Below are 14,794 nucleotides of genomic sequence, written 5' to 3'. Positions count from 1 at the left end.
TCTCAGGCCAGCTCCCCTTTCACCAGGGGAACAAAGCGAACGGCCTCGACGGTATCAATGATAAATTCGTTGCCCCGGCGACGGATCCGTTTGAGAAACTGATGCTCCTCGCCAACCGGCAGTACCAGCACGCCGTCGTCATCCAGCTGCGCCAGCAGCGCGGTCGGTATTTCCGGCGGCGCCGCCGTCACAATAATGGCATCAAACGGCGCCCGCGCCTGCCAACCTTGCCACCCATCGCCATGACGGGTTGAAACATTATGTAAATCAAGTTGTTTCAGGCGACGACGCGCCTGCCACTGTAAACTCTTAATTCGCTCTACCGAGCAAACGTGATGCACCAGATGCGCCAGGATGGCCGTCTGGTAACCGGAACCGGTGCCGATCTCCAGCACCCGCGACTCCGGCGTCAACGTCAGCAGCTCGGTCATCCGCGCCACCATGTACGGCTGGGAGATGGTTTGCCCCTGGCCAATCGGCAGCGCGGTGTTTTCCCACGCTTTATGTTCAAAGGCTTCATCAACAAACTTTTCGCGCGGGACGCGCGCGATCGCCTCGAGGACACGTTCATCGACGATGCCCTGCGTGCGCAGTTGATTCAACAAACTTTCAACACGTTTACTTACCATTGCCTGTCAACCCCGACACGTTCCAGCCAATCGGTGACCACCTCATGCGCCTGATGGGCGGTTAAATCGACGTGCAATGGCGTAACGGAAACATAGCCTTCATCCACTGCCGCAAAATCGGTGCCCGGCCCGGCGTCGCGCTTATCGCCCGGCGGGCCTATCCAGTACAGGGTATTGCCGCGCGGATCCTTTTGCGGGATCACCTGATCGGCAGGATGGCGGTTGCCGCAGCGGGTCACGCGGATGCCTTTGATCTGGTCAAGGGGCAGGTCCGGGACATTGACGTTGAGGATCCGCCCGGTGCGCAGCGGTTCACGGCTGAGTCCGCGCAGGAGAGTACAGGTCACCGCCGCGGCGGTGTCGTAGTGTTGATAGCCATTGAGCGACACGGCCAGCGCGGGGAACCCCAGATGGCGGCCTTCCATCGCCGCCGCCACGGTGCCGGAGTAAATGACGTCATCGCCCAGGTTGGGTCCGGCGTTGATGCCGGAAACGACGATGTCCGGGCGCGGGCGCATCAGCGCGTTCACGCCAAGGTAGACGCAGTCCGTCGGCGTCCCCATCTGGACGGCGATATCGCCATTTTCATAGGTAAAGGTGCGCAATGACGATTCCAGCGTCAGCGAATTCGAAGCCCCGCTGCGGTTACGATCGGGTGCAACCACCTGGACCTCGGCAAACTCCCTTAAGGCCTTCGCCAGGGTCTGTATCCCCGGCGCATGGATCCCGTCATCGTTACTCAGCAATATTCGCATAGTCACCCGTTGTATTGATAAGCTCCCTGACCACGCTGGTGGCGAAGCTGCCCGCCGGCAGCCAGAAACGCAGTTCAACGGTTACATCATCCCACCAGTTCCAGCTCAACTGCTGCGGATAGAGGAGCATCGCCCGGCGCGCCGCCTCGACTTTCTCCCGCACCAACAGTGTCTGCAGCGAGGTTTCCTCGGCGATGGCGGCCTGCTCGGCGGCCAGGGCGTCGCGCTGGCTTCCCCAGTCGCCGCTGCCCGGTAGCGCAGCCGTGATCATCAGTTCGCGGTTGTGCACCCGCGCCTGCGAAACCTCGAGTTCTTCCGGTGTGACGACAAACCAGCTCCCACGCCCCGCTAATTGTAGCGCATCGCCATCAACAACCTGATTAAATTCCGTTTTTTTTAATCTAATACTGACTTGCTGATTAAACAACGCGCTGCGGGCCGCCGACAACCAAAAACTGCGCTTATTGCGATCGCGCACCGGCGCACCGCTCTCCGCCCAGCGCAGCGCGCCCTGCAGGTTACTGCCGCCAATGCCGAAGCGCTGAGCGCCGAAATAGTTCGGCACGCCCCGTTCAGCGATGGCCTGCAGACGCGTCTCCACTTCCTGGCGATCGCTAATCTCGCGCAGGATCAGGGTAAACTGGTTGCCCTTCAGCGCGCCTAATCGCAGCTTACGCTTATGGCGGGCATATTCCAGTACCTGGCAGCCCTCAAGCTGAAATTTGCTCAGATCCGGCATCTCTTTGCCAGGCACCCGAGCGCACAGCCACTGCTCGGTGACGGCGTGCTTATCTTTTTGCCCGGCGAAGCTCACTTCACGGGCATGGATTTTGAGGAATTTCGCCAGTGCGTCGGCGACAAAGCGCGTATTGCAGCCGTTTTTAAGGATCCGCACCAGCACGTGCTCGCCTTCGCCGTCCGGGGCAAAGCCCAGGTCTTCCACTACCAGAAAATCTTCCGGATTGGCTTTCAGCAGCCCGCTGCTCTGCGGCTTGCCGTGCAGCCAGGTCAGTTGGTCAAAGGCGATCATTTGTCGGCCTTACGCAGCAGCGCGACCGCTTCGCAGGCGATCCCTTCCCCGCGGCCGGTGAAGCCCAGCTTCTCGGTGGTGGTCGCTTTCACGTTGACGTCGTCCATATGGCAGCCGAGATCTTCAGCGATAAAGACACGCATCTGCGGGATATGCGGCAGCATTTTCGGTGCCTGGGCGATAATGGTGACGTCGACGTTGCCGAGCGTATAGCCTTTGGCCTGAATGCGGCGCCACGCTTCGCGCAGCAGTTCGCGGCTGTCGGCGCCTTTAAACGCCGGATCGGTATCCGGGAACAGCTTGCCAATATCGCCGAGCGCCGCGGCGCCCAGCAGCGCGTCGGTCAGCGCATGCAGCGCGACGTCGCCGTCGGAATGGGCCAGCAGCCCTTTTTCATAAGGAATGCGTACCCCGCCAATGATGATTGGGCCTTCACCGCCAAAAGCGTGTACGTCAAAACCATGTCCAATTCGCATTAAGCTTTCTCCTGGTGTCGGGAACGGGTGAGGTAAAATTCCGCCAGCGCCAGATCTTCCGGGCGCGTCACTTTAATATTATCAGCGCGTCCGGCGACCAGCTGCGGATGGAAGCCGCAATACTCCAGCGCCGAGGCTTCATCGGTGATGGTGGCCCCCTCGTTCAGCGCCCGGGTGAGGCAATCCACCAGCAGCTCGCGAGGGAAAAATTGCGGGGTGAGCGCGTGCCACAGGTCATTACGATCGACGGTATGGGCGACGGCGGTTTTGCCCGGCTCGGCGCGCTTCATGGTGTCGCGCACCGGGGCCGCGAGGATCCCGCCGACGCGGCTGGTTTCACAGAGTGCCAGCAGGCGGCTGAGGTCATCCTGATGCAGGCAGGGGCGCGCGGCGTCATGCACCAGCACCCACTGCGCTTCCGGTAACGCCTGCAGGCCGGCGAGTACCGAATCGGCGCGCTCGGCGCCGCCATCCACGACGGTAATTTGCGGGTGCTGGGCCAGCGGCAGCTGGCTGAAGCGCCGATCGCCGGGGCTGACGGCAATCACCACGCGCTGGACGCGCGGATCCGCCAGCAGCGCGGCGACCGCGTGTTCGAGAATCGTTTTGTTACCGATTGAGAGATATTGTTTCGGGCATTCCGTTTGCATGCGGCGGCCAAAACCGGCTGCCGGCACCACGGCGCAAATGCCCGGAAAAGTGGCTGCCATGTCGTAATCCTGGGCCTGGTTATCGATTGTTCTGCTGTTGCCCCGATGCCTGGTTGCGTTTAGACGCATCCGGTACCAGACGATAGAAGGTTTCGCCCGGGCGGGTCATGCTGAGTTCATTGCGCGCACGCTCCTCGATCGCTTCCTGACCGCCGTTGAGGTCGTCAATTTCGGCAAACAGCTGATCGTTGCGTGCTTTTAATTTGGCGTTAGTCGCCTGCTGGGCGGTGACGTCGTCGTTAACCCGCGTGTAGTCATGCAGGCCGTTTTTACCGAACCACAGCGAATACTGTAGCCAGACCAGCAAAGCTAATAATAGCAGCGTTAGTTTACCCATCCTGCCCCCTGAAAAACGGCATCATCATCCCAAAACTCGCCCGGGTACGCTACCGGGGCGCGCGGACGATGCCGCGTAACGCGGGGACTGTACCATATTTTTGCCGCTGATACCCATGCTTGATTCATACCAGAAACGGGTTATCCCAACAGCCAGAGGAAGAGTAGCGCAAACATCAGCCCGACGGTCAGGATGGTCGCGCTGGCGCTATAGAGCAGTTTGCCATTGAGCAGAGAGTGCAGCGCAATACCGACCACCACCGCCACTGGCATCAACGCAAGGAAGAATGGCCAGGTGTAGAGGAGGAAGAAAAGTGTATTACTGCCATAGAGAAGGAAGGGAATACCCAGCGCCAGCAGCCATGAAATAAAGCCCACGGCAGCGCCCGACAAAGACCAGGTGGTCTCGTCGCCGGTCGCCGGAGGCGGTTCTGAACGAATAATACTGAGGTTCTGGGTATTGCGCATATCGAATCCTGTAGACCGGGCAACCGGCACCCCTCGATGCCGCTGCCGTTTCAGGATCTGATAATATCGCTCTGTTGCAGCAGGTCTAATAGTTGGTGCACCAAATTTGTTACCAATTGTTCACCATCCAGATGAATTTCCGCCTTTTCCGGTGCCTCATAGACCGAGTCTATGCCGGTAAAATTGCGTAATTCCCCTGCCCGCGCCTTCTTATACAATCCTTTCGGATCCCGCGCCTCGCAAATGGCCAGCGGGGTATCGACGAACACTTCGATAAAGCGTCCCTCCCCCAGGCGCTCGCGCACCATCTGTCGCTCCGCGCGGTGCGGAGATATAAATGCCGTCAATACAACCAGCCCGGCATCGACCATCAGCCTGGCCACTTCACCGACGCGGCGAATGTTCTCTTTGCGATCCTCATCGCTGAATCCCAGGTCGCTGCACAGGCCATGACGCACGTTATCGCCGTCCAGCAGATAGGTGCTGACGCCGCGCTCATGCAAGGCTTCCTCCAGCGCCCCGGCGACGGTGGATTTACCCGACCCCGAAAGGCCGGTAAACCACAGCACCACGCCGCGATGGCCGTGATGCTGTTCCCGCTGCTGCTGGGTCACAGGGTGGGCATGCCAGACGACGTTTTCGTCATGCTGGGCCATTATTTGCCTCCCAGCAGGTCGCGGGCGTCCCAGTGCGGGAAGTGTTTGCGGATCAGCTGGTTCAGTTCCAGCTCGAAAGCGCTGTACTGCGATGCCGACGTCGACGCCTGCAGGTGCGGCTCGTTGACCATCCCGGCGCCGACGGTGACGTTGGTCAGACGATCGATAAAGATAAGCCCGCCGGTCACCGGGTTTTGCTGATACGGATCCAGCACTAAAGGTTCGTCAAAGGTCAGCTCCACCAGCCCGATGCCGTTCAGCGGCAGAGACTCGACTTCACGCTGGGTCAGGTTGTTAATATCCACCTGGTAACGGATAGCGTCCACGCGGGCGCGGGTCTTCTTACCGGCGATTTTGATGTCGTAGCTCTGCCCCGGGGTCAACGCCTGCTCGGCCATCCATACTACGTCGATGCTGGCGCTTTGCACCGCCGGCAGCGTGGCTTGCGCGTCAACCAGCAGGTCGCCGCGGCTGATGTCGATTTCATCTTTCAGCACAATGGTAATGGCTTCCCCGGCGGCGGCTTCCTGCAGATCGCCGTCGAAGGTGACGATCCGCGCTACGCTCGATTCGACGCCCGACGGCAGCACCTTCAGGCGCTGGCCGACCTGCACGGTGCCGGAGGCGACCGTACCGGAGAAGCCGCGGAAATCGAGGTTCGGACGGTTAACATACTGCACCGGGAAGCGCAGCGGCTGGCTCTCTACTACCCGTTGGATCTCCACGGTTTCGAGGACTTCCAGCAGGGTCGGGCCGCTGTACCACGGCATGTTCGCGCTCTGACTGGCGACGTTATCGCCCTCCAGCGCCGACAGCGGTACAAAGCGGATATCGAGGTTGCCCGGCAGCTGCTCGGCAAAGGTCAGGTAAGCTTCACGGATCTCGTTGAAGCGCGCTTCGCTAAACTCGACGAGATCCATTTTGTTGACCGCCACCACCAGGTGTTTAATGCCCAGCAGGGTTGAGATAAAGCTGTGACGGCGGGTCTGATCCAGCACGCCTTTGCGCGCGTCGATCAGCAGGATCGCCAGATCGCAGGTGGACGCGCCGGTGGCCATATTGCGGGTGTACTGCTCGTGCCCCGGGGTGTCAGCGATGATAAATTTGCGCTTCTCGGTGGAGAAATAGCGATAGGCCACGTCGATGGTGATGCCCTGCTCACGCTCGGCCTGCAGGCCATCCACCAGCAGCGCCAGGTCCAGTTTTTCGCCCTGGGTGCCGTGGCGCTTGCTGTCGTTATGCAGCGAAGAGAGCTGATCTTCATAGATCTGGCGGGTATCGTGCAGCAGACGGCCAATCAGGGTGCTTTTACCGTCATCGACGCTGCCGCAGGTCAGAAAACGCAGCAGGCTCTTGTGCTGTTGCGCGTGCAGATAAGCTTCTACGCCGCCTTCATTAGCAATTTGTTGGGCAATGGTCGTGTTCATGGCGGCTCCTTAGAAATACCCCTGACGTTTCTTCAGCTCCATCGAGCCGGCCTGGTCGCGGTCAATGACGCGCCCCTGACGTTCGCTGGTGGTGGATACCAGCATCTCTTCAATAATTTCCGGCAGCGTTTGCGCTTCAGACTCCACTGCGCCGGTCAGCGGCCAGCAGCCGAGGGTACGGAAACGCACCATCCGCTTTTCAATCACTTCGCCCGGCTGCAGATCGATACGGTCGTCATCGATCATCATCAGCATGCCGTCGCGCTCCAGCACCGGGCGCTCAGCGGCCAGATACAGCGGCACGATTTCGATGTTTTCCAGATAGATGTACTGCCAGATATCCAGCTCGGTCCAGTTGGAGAGCGGGAAGACGCGGATGCTTTCGCCTTTGTTAATCTGGCCGTTGTAGTTGTGCCACAGCTCCGGACGCTGGTTTTTCGGGTCCCAGCGGTGGAAGCGGTCGCGGAAGGAGTAGATGCGCTCTTTGGCGCGGGATTTCTCCTCATCACGGCGCGCGCCGCCGAATGCGGCGTCAAAGCCGTATTTGTTCAGCGCCTGCTTCAGCCCTTCGGTTTTCATGATATCGGTATGCTTGGCGCTGCCGTGGACGAACGGGTTAATGCCCATCGCCACCCCTTCCGGGTTTTTATGCACCAGCAGCTCGCAGCCATAGGCTTTGGCGGTACGGTCGCGGAACTCATACATCTCACGGAATTTCCAGCCGGTATCGACGTGCAGCAGCGGGAACGGCAGGGTTCCCGGATAAAACGCTTTGCGCGCCAGATGCAGCATTACGCTGGAATCTTTCCCGATGGAGTACATCATCACCGGGTTAGAAAATTCGGCGGCCACCTCACGAATAATATGGATGCTTTCCGCCTCCAGTTGCCGCAGGTGAGTGAGTCGTTTTTGGTCCATAACCGTTCCTTAAGCCAGATTGACCACCGAAGAGTTAAACCCCTCGGCGGATGATGTATGTTGAAACCAGGCGAGCTGCTGATGCAGCTGCACCACTTCGCCGACCACCAGCAGGGCGGGCATCGGGGCGTCTTTCGCCAGGTGTTCGAGTTGTTGCAATGTGCCGGTTATCGTCTGCTGATCGTCGCGGGTACCGCGGGATATCACCGCTACCGGCGTATTGCTGTCGCGACCGTGGGCAATCAGCTGGGCGCTGATTTCCGCCGCCTTCATGGTGCCCATGTAAATCGCCAGCGTCTGTTGGCTCTTCGCCAACAGCGCCCAGTCGAAGGGGGCGCTGTCCGGCTTATAGTGCCCGGTGACAAAGACGGCGCTTTGCGCATAATCGCGATGGGTCAGCGGAATACCGGCGTAGGCCGTCGCGCCGGCGGCGGCAGTGACGCCTGGCACCACCTGGAACGGGATGCCCGCAGCGGCGGCGGCCTGCAGCTCTTCAGCGCCGCGGCCAAAAATAAACGGATCGCCGCCTTTCAGGCGCACGACGGTTTTCCCCGCCTTCGCCGCCTCCACCAGCAGCTGATTGGTTTCATGCTGCGGCACCGAGTGCTCGCCGGCGCGTTTGCCGACGCAAACCAGCTCGGCATCGCGGCGCACCAGCTCGAGAACCGGCTGGGTCACCAGATGATCGTGGAAAACCACGTCCGCCTGCTGGATCGCCTGCAAGCCACGCAGGGTCAGCAGCCCGGCATCGCCCGGTCCAGCCCCTACCAGAATAATTTCACCCGTTTCGCGTTCGGGCTTATCCAGCTCATCCTGCAGCGCCTTTTCCGCCTCCGCAGCGTTGCCCGCCACCATCAGGCTGGCGAAGCGACCGGTAAAGACCCGCTCCCAAAAGCGGCGACGCGCTTCGGTGGTCGTCAGACGGGTTTTCAGATGGTTGCGCCAGTAGCTCGCCGATTCCGCCAGACGCCCGAGGTTCGTCGGCAACAGCGCTTCGATTTTTTCGCGCAGAATGCGCGACAGCACCGGCGCTTTCCCGCTGGAGGAGATCGCCACCAGCAGCGGCGAACGGTCGACGATAGAAGGGAAAACAAACGAGCACAGCGCCTGGTTATCCACTACGTTGACCAGTCGGTAGCGCGCGTTAGCCGCCGCAAACACCCGCTGGTTAAGCGCCTCGTCCTCCGTGGCGGCAATCACCAGAAAGACATCGTCCACCAGAGCGTCGCTAAATTCCGTCGCCCGCCAGCTAAGCGCCTGGCGCGCCGCCAGATCGGCCAGCGCCGGAGACAACGTCCCGGCGACCACCTGCACCTGCGCCTGGGCTCGCAGCAGGAACTTGATCTTGCGTTCGGCAATCTCACCGCCGCCGATCACCAGTACGGGCCTTTGTTTCAGTTCGGCAAAAAGGGGCAAGTAATCCACGGGGTAACAACTCTCTTACAATCAGCGATACTGCGACTATAGGGTGCCCCTTAGAGCAAATGAAATTACGAAATGGAATGAGTTGTGACGCAAAGGAATAACGCGATGGAAATCCAAATATCAAAAAGTGCTTAACACGCTATTTTTCCGCTATTTAAGAGCAATTGAAATTGTTTAACCGCGGTCACAGTTTCATACTGTACGCGTCAAATTGTCTCGTTCGTGTAAGGACCCCTTATGTTTTCCGCGTTGTGCCGCCGTCTGCTTCCGCTGGCGCTCGGCACCGGTTTTGTTTTCGCCGCCGCCCCCGCCTTCTGTGCGCTGGGCGACACCGCCAGTAGTCAGGCTCGCCATATCGCCACCGTCTTCCCGGGACGCATGACCGGAACGCCCCCGGAAATGCTCTCAGCTGACTATCTGCGCCAGCAGTTCGCCCGGATGGGCTATCAGAGCGACGTGCGGAGCTTCAATACCCGCTACATCTATACCGACAGCAACCAGCGTAAAAACTGGCATAACGCCACCGGCAGTACGGTGATCGCCGCCCATGAAGGCCAGTCTCGCCAGCAAATCATCATCATGGCCCACCTTGATACCTACGCGCCGCAGAGCGATAAAGACGTCGAAAACAACCTCGGCGGCCTGACGCTGCAGGGAATTGACGACAACGCGATGGGGCTCGGGGTGATGCTGGAGCTGGCGGAGCATTTAAAGAACGTCCCCACCCGCTATGGCATTCGCTTTATCGCCACCAGCGGCGAAGAGGAAGGTCGTCTCGGCGCGCAAAACCTGCTGCAGCGGATGAGCGAGGCGGAAAAGAAAAATACCCTGCTGGTGATCAATCTCGATAACCTGGTGGTAGGCGATAAGCTTTACTTCAACAGCGGCCGCCGCACGCCGGCCTCGGTACGCAAGCTGACCCGCGATCGCGCGTTGGCTATCGCCCGCAGCAAAGGCATTGCCGCCTACACCAATCCGGGACTCAATCCGGCTTACCCGAAAGGCACCAGCTGCTGTAATGACGCCAGCGTCTTCGACAACGCGGGGATCCCGGTGCTGTCGGTGGAAGCGACCAACTGGTCATTAGGCAAGAAAGATGGCTATCAGCAGCGGAGCAAATCGCGCAGCTTCCCGCAGGGCATCAGCTGGCATGACGTGCAGCTGGATAATCAGCAGTATATCGACCACGCGCTGCCGGGACGGATCGAGCATCGCGGGCGCGATGTCGTGAAAGTGATGCTGCCGCTGGTGAAAGAGCTGGCGAAGGTGGAGAAGAAAAGCTGACGGCTGCAAATGAACACGCGGCATCACCCGCGTGTTCTCTTGCACACCTTTCCCTCAGGAGGCGCTATTAACCCTCGTGCAATCCGCACTCGCGTTTAAGCCCGAAGAACCGGGTCTCTTCTTCTGCCATGCCCGGCTCCCATTTGCGGGTGGTGTGGGTATCGCCTACCGACAGATAGCCCTGATCCCACAGCGGATGGTATTTCAGCCCGTGCTTTTGCAGGTACTGATACACCGTCCGGTTATCCCAGTCGATAATCGGCAACACCTTGAACACCCCGCGCTGGACCGCCAGCACCGGAAGCGTAGCCCGACTGCCCGACTGCTCGCGGCGCAGACCGGCAAACCACGTCTGCGCGTTGAGCTCTTTCAGCGCCCGGTTCATCGGTTCAACCTTGTTGATCTCATTGTATTTCTCAATGCCCTCAACGCCCTGCTCCCACAGCTTGCCGTAGCGCGCCTCCTGCCAGGCCGCGCTTTCAGCCGCGCGGTAGACCTTCAGGTTCAGCTTGAGTTTGTCCGTCAGCTCATCAATAAACTGGTAGGTTTCCGGGAACAGGTAACCGGTATCGGTAAGGATCACCGGAATGTCCGGGCGGATCTGGTTCACCAGGTGCAAACTCACCGCCGCCTGAATGCCAAAGCTTGACGACAGCACATAGTCTCCCGGCAGGTTTTCCAGCGCCCAGGCCACACGCCCTTCGGCGTCGAGCTTTTCCAGCTGGGCGTTGGTTTCCGCGAGTGCCAGAATGCGTTCCACTTTCGGCAATGCATTAAGCGCGTTTAGATCGAGTACGGACATAAGAACCTCGTTTGCCTGTTTTGCCGGGCGGCACTGCGTTTGCCCGGCCTACGGGTTTTACAGGCCCGGATCGCTACGCGCCACCGGGCACCAGGATGTTACTCCCAGAAATCGCGGGCTGGATCGAGCACCGGGCGAATGATGCCCGCACGCACCGTAAAGTCGCCGAAGCCTTCACCCGCTTCGCGCTCTTTCGCCCAGCGCCCTACCAGTTGGTCTAGCGAGTCGAGAATTTCCGACTCGGTAATGTTCTCCCGGTACATCCGCGGGATGCGGGTGCCGCTGCGGTTACCGCCGATGTGCAGGTTATAGCGACCTGGCGCTTTCCCCACCAGCCCCACTTCCGCGAGCATCGCGCGACCGCAGCCGTTCGGGCAGCCGGTGACGCGGGTGACGATATGCTCATCGCTCACGCCGTGCTTGCTCATCACCCCTTCCACCTTGTCGATAAACGACGGCAGGAAACGCTCGGCTTCCGCCATCGCCAGCGGGCAGGTCGGGAAGGAGACGCAGGCCATCGAGTTTTCGCGCTGCGGGGTGACGGCATTCATCAGGCCATGATCCCGCGCCAGCTTCTCGATCCGCGCCTTCTGATCTTCCGGTACGCTGGCGACGATCAGGTTCTGGTTGGCGGTGATGCGGAATTCACCTTGATGGATCTTAGCAATCTCCAGCAGACCGGTTTTCAGCGGGCGCCCCGGATAATCCAGAATGCGGCCGTTTTCAATAAACAGCGTCAGGTGCCATTTATCATCAATCCCCTTCACCCAGCCGATGCGGTCGCCGCGGCCGGTGAATTCGTACGGGCGGATCGGCTCAAACTTAATACCTGCCCGGCGCTCCACTTCCGCCTTGAAGGTTTCGACGCCAACGCGCTCAAGGGTGTACTTGGTTTTCGCATTCTTACGGTCGGTACGGTTACCCCAGTCGCGCTGGGTGGTCACGACCGCTTCCGCCACCGCCAGAGTATGCTCCAGCGGCAGATAACCGAATTCGCTCGCCGTGCGGGCGTAGGTTTTTTTGTTACCGTGTTCGATAGACAGACCGCCGCCCACCAACAGGTTAAAGCCCACCAGCTTACCGTTTTCGGCGATCGCCACGAAGTTCATGTCATTAGCGTGCAGATCGATATCGTTCTGCGGCGGGATCACCACCGTGGTTTTAAACTTACGCGGCAGATAGGTCTGACCGAGGATCGGTTCTTCGTCAGTGGTGGCGACCTTTTTCTGATCCAGCCAGATTTCGGCATAGGCGCGGGTGCGCGGCAGTAGATGCTCGGAGATCTTTTTCGCCCACTCGTAGGCCTCGGCGTGCAGCTGCGACTCGTACGGGTTGGAGGTGCACAGCACGTTACGGTTCATATCGTTGGCGGTGGCCAGCGCGTCCAGCCCCACCGAGTGCAGCATCTGATGCACCGGCTTGACGTTCTTTTTCAGAATGCCGTGGAACTGGAAAGTCTGCCGGTTGGTCAGGCGAATACTGCCGTAAATGGTGTTCTCGGCGGCAAACTTATCGATCGCCTTCCACTGGGTGGTGGTGATCACCCCGCCCGGCAGACGGCAGCGCAGGAGCATTGCATGGCGCGGCTCCAGCTTCTGAGCGGCGCGTTCCGCGCGGATATCACGATCGTCCTGCTGGTACATACCGTGGAAACGGATCAGCAGGAAGTTATCGCCTTTAAAACCGCCGGTCAGACCGTCGTTTAAATCTTCCGCAATGGTGCCGCGCAGGTAGTTGCTCTCGAGCTTCATACGCTCGGCATCGGTCAGTTTACCTTCGACCACTAAAGGCCCCGGATGTTTTTCGCTCATTAGTAGACATCTCGCTGATAACGGCGCTCAACGCGCAGCTCACTTAAAAATTCGTCCGCCGCTTCGGCGTCCATCGCGCCGTATTCGGCAATCACTTCCAGTAAAGTCTGTTCCACGTCTTTCGCCATACGATTGGCGTCGCCGCAGACATAAATGTGGGCGCCATCATTGATCCAGCGCCACAGCTCGGCCCCCTGCTCACGCAGTTTGTCCTGCACATAGATTTTTTGTTGTTGATCGCGGGACCAGGCCAGATCGATACGGGTCAGCAGCCCCTCTTTTACATAGCTCTGCCACTCCACCTGATAGAGGAAATCTTCAGTGAAGTGCGGGTTGCCGAAGAACAGCCAGTTCTTACCTGGCGCCCCGTCCGCTGCGCGCTGCTGCATGAAGGCGCGGAACGGCGCAATACCGGTGCCCGGGCCAATCATGATCACCGGCGTCTCCGGGTTAGCCGGCAGACGGAAGTTGTCATTGTGCTCGATAAAGACGCGGACTTCGCCATCCTCTTCCACGCGGTCGGCGAGGAAGCTGGAGGCGCCGCCAGCCCGGGCGCGGCCTTCAATGTCATAGCGCACCACGCCCACGGTGACATGCACTTCGCTCTCCACTTCCGCCTGCGAGGAGGCAATGGAGTACAGACGCGGCGTCAGCGGGCGCAGCAGACCGATTAACGCCTCAGCGTCCAGCTGCGCCGGGGAGAAACGGACCATATCGACGATCGGCGTCGCGGCGGCATACTGCTGCAGCTGAGCTTTATCGCCCACCAGCGGCAGCAGCGATTCGCTGCGGGTCAGGGTGGCGTAGTTCTCAACGATAGCGGCGGTGTTGACCGTCAGCTCAAAATGCCACTGCAGGGCTTCCGCCAGCGGCAGGGTTTTGCCCTCGACGGTTACCGGCTCGTCGCCTTTCAGCCACAGCAGCTCCACCAGCTCTTTCACCAGCTGAGGATCGTTTTGATACCAGACGCCCAGCGCGTCACCCGGCTGATAGCGCAGACCGGAATCACCGAGGTCAATTTCGATATGGCGTACATCTTTTTCTGAATCGCGGCCGGTGATTTTCTGGTTGACCGACAGGGTCGCCGTTAGCGGAGCCTCTTTGGTGTATGGGCTGGTATGAATGTCGTTCACTGCGCCGCTGGCGGCCAGCTGAGCGGGCGCGGCGACCGGCACACGAGCCTTCAGCACCTCAACGACGCGCGCGCGCCATTCAGCGGCCGCAGCCTGATATTCAACGTCGGCGTCGACGCGATCGAGCAGGCGTTCCGCGCCAAGTTCGGCCAGCTTGCTGTCGAAATCTTTGCCGGACTGGCAGAAGAATTCATAAGAGGTATCGCCGAGGCCAAAGACGGCGAATGCGGTTCCGTCCAGCTTCGGCGCTTTTTTAGAGAACAGAAACTTATGCAATGCGACCGCTTCTTCCGGCGGCTCACCTTCCCCCTGGGTGGAGGTCACGACCACCAGCAGTTTTTCAGCAGCAATTTGTTTGAATTTATAATCACCTGCATTCACCAGCTTCACGTTCAGCTTCGCCGCCAGCAGATCGTCACGCAGCGCTTCGGCGACGCGGCGAGCGTTGCCGGTTTGCGAGGCGGAAATCAGCGTGATCGTCGGGACCTCGGCGGCCGGGGCGGGAGCGGCTGCCGCTGCGCCAGAGTGCTGATTCAGCACGCCCCAGAAATAGCCAGACACCCAGGCGAGCTGAGTGGGCGTGAAGTCAGTGGTGGCCGCCTGAAGGCGCGCCAGTTGCTCCGGGTTGAGCGGCAGCAAGTTGGAAGGTGGGGCCTGTGTCGTCATGCGTCGTTTGTTCCAGTAAGCAAAGCTGTTATTCGCACCCTGTCAGCGCGACAAAAACAGAAGAGAATAGAAGGTTAACGGCGGGCATAGTAACAATTAAAGAAGGGATGGAAATAATAAATAACCAAATGGACTAACCGGTTTTAGTTGTAGTTATTAACAACAAAATCGATTAAATAACCATCTGAAATATCGAAACTTTATGGACTTAACCCAGATAAATGTGTCGATTTTCTGTTCAGGGCCGTTTTAGTTAATGCGAAAAAAT

The 14,794-nt window shown here is 59.5% G+C and carries 15 protein-coding genes; 1 reads left to right on the top strand and 14 read right to left on the bottom strand.

The window, feature by feature from the left end:
* Positions 1–2: 2 nt before the first annotated feature.
* The 11 genes from ACLH1I_RS13165 to cysG form a co-directional block, all read right to left on the bottom strand.
* On the bottom strand, positions 3–629 hold the full coding sequence (locus ACLH1I_RS13165) for a protein-L-isoaspartate(D-aspartate) O-methyltransferase (RefSeq protein ID WP_004205602.1): 627 nt from the start codon (positions 627–629) through the stop codon (positions 3–5).
* Entirely contained in the window at positions 623–1,384 is a 762-nt protein-coding gene (gene surE, locus ACLH1I_RS13160; RefSeq protein ID WP_004205600.1) for a 5'/3'-nucleotidase SurE, read from the bottom strand. Before surE ends, ACLH1I_RS13165 begins: the two co-directional genes overlap by 7 nt.
* Complete coding sequence (truD, locus tag ACLH1I_RS13155; RefSeq protein ID WP_004205599.1) at positions 1,365–2,414, bottom strand: tRNA pseudouridine(13) synthase TruD; 1,050 nt, start codon at positions 2,412–2,414, stop codon at positions 1,365–1,367. Before truD ends, surE begins: the two co-directional genes overlap by 20 nt.
* Positions 2,411–2,890 carry a 2-C-methyl-D-erythritol 2,4-cyclodiphosphate synthase gene (ispF, locus tag ACLH1I_RS13150; RefSeq protein ID WP_004181093.1) on the bottom strand — a complete coding sequence of 160 codons (480 nt, stop codon included), beginning with the start codon at positions 2,888–2,890 and terminating at the stop codon, positions 2,411–2,413. The genes truD and ispF overlap by 4 nt, the downstream gene beginning before the upstream one ends.
* Positions 2,890–3,600 carry a 2-C-methyl-D-erythritol 4-phosphate cytidylyltransferase gene (ispD, locus tag ACLH1I_RS13145; protein WP_017899180.1) on the bottom strand — a complete coding sequence of 237 codons (711 nt, stop codon included), beginning with the start codon at positions 3,598–3,600 and terminating at the stop codon, positions 2,890–2,892. The genes ispF and ispD overlap by 1 nt, the downstream gene beginning before the upstream one ends.
* A gap of 19 nt (positions 3,601–3,619) precedes the next feature.
* A complete protein-coding gene (ftsB, locus tag ACLH1I_RS13140) occupies positions 3,620–3,937 on the bottom strand; it encodes a cell division protein FtsB (protein ID WP_002915156.1) in 318 nt (105 codons plus the stop codon).
* Between the two features lie 140 nt (positions 3,938–4,077).
* Positions 4,078–4,404: a DUF3561 family protein gene (locus tag ACLH1I_RS13135; RefSeq protein WP_004205590.1), complete on the bottom strand. Its 327-nt coding sequence runs from the start codon at positions 4,402–4,404 to the stop codon at positions 4,078–4,080.
* Between the two features lie 50 nt (positions 4,405–4,454).
* Positions 4,455–5,060: an adenylyl-sulfate kinase gene (gene cysC / locus ACLH1I_RS13130; RefSeq protein WP_002915158.1), complete on the bottom strand. Its 606-nt coding sequence runs from the start codon at positions 5,058–5,060 to the stop codon at positions 4,455–4,457.
* On the bottom strand, positions 5,060–6,487 hold the full coding sequence (cysN, locus tag ACLH1I_RS13125; RefSeq protein WP_004205589.1) for a sulfate adenylyltransferase subunit CysN: 1,428 nt from the start codon (positions 6,485–6,487) through the stop codon (positions 5,060–5,062). Before cysN ends, cysC begins: the two co-directional genes overlap by 1 nt.
* A gap of 9 nt (positions 6,488–6,496) precedes the next feature.
* Entirely contained in the window at positions 6,497–7,405 is a 909-nt protein-coding gene (gene cysD / locus ACLH1I_RS13120; RefSeq protein ID WP_002915160.1) for a sulfate adenylyltransferase subunit CysD, read from the bottom strand.
* A gap of 9 nt (positions 7,406–7,414) precedes the next feature.
* A complete protein-coding gene (gene cysG, locus ACLH1I_RS13115; RefSeq protein ID WP_072096587.1) occupies positions 7,415–8,821 on the bottom strand; it encodes a siroheme synthase CysG in 1,407 nt (468 codons plus the stop codon).
* Between the two features lie 246 nt (positions 8,822–9,067).
* On the opposite strand from cysG, the gene ACLH1I_RS13110 reads away from it, so the two are divergent.
* On the top strand, positions 9,068–10,114 hold the full coding sequence (locus tag ACLH1I_RS13110; RefSeq protein WP_017899183.1) for an aminopeptidase: 1,047 nt from the start codon (positions 9,068–9,070) through the stop codon (positions 10,112–10,114).
* A gap of 67 nt (positions 10,115–10,181) precedes the next feature.
* On the opposite strand, the gene cysH is transcribed toward ACLH1I_RS13110, so the two are convergent.
* The 3 genes from cysH to cysJ form a co-directional block, all read right to left on the bottom strand.
* A complete protein-coding gene (gene cysH, locus ACLH1I_RS13105) occupies positions 10,182–10,916 on the bottom strand; it encodes a phosphoadenosine phosphosulfate reductase (RefSeq protein ID WP_004205586.1) in 735 nt (244 codons plus the stop codon).
* A 98-nt stretch (positions 10,917–11,014) separates the two neighbouring features.
* Positions 11,015–12,727: an assimilatory sulfite reductase (NADPH) hemoprotein subunit gene (gene cysI / locus ACLH1I_RS13100; protein WP_004205585.1), complete on the bottom strand. Its 1,713-nt coding sequence runs from the start codon at positions 12,725–12,727 to the stop codon at positions 11,015–11,017.
* Positions 12,727–14,526 (bottom strand): NADPH-dependent assimilatory sulfite reductase flavoprotein subunit, encoded by a 1,800-nt coding sequence (gene cysJ, locus ACLH1I_RS13095; RefSeq protein WP_151629053.1) that lies wholly within the window; start codon positions 14,524–14,526, stop codon positions 12,727–12,729. The genes cysI and cysJ overlap by 1 nt, the downstream gene beginning before the upstream one ends.
* Positions 14,527–14,794: the final 268 nt, after the last annotated feature.

The organism is Klebsiella sp. 1SOBk10mer (assembly GCF_046602535.1).
In the GTDB taxonomy this organism is placed as follows: Bacteria; Pseudomonadota; Gammaproteobacteria; order Enterobacterales; family Enterobacteriaceae; genus Klebsiella; species Klebsiella quasipneumoniae.
Note: the sequence above shows the minus strand (reverse complement) of the source record. Positions and strands in the feature narration are given on the sequence as shown.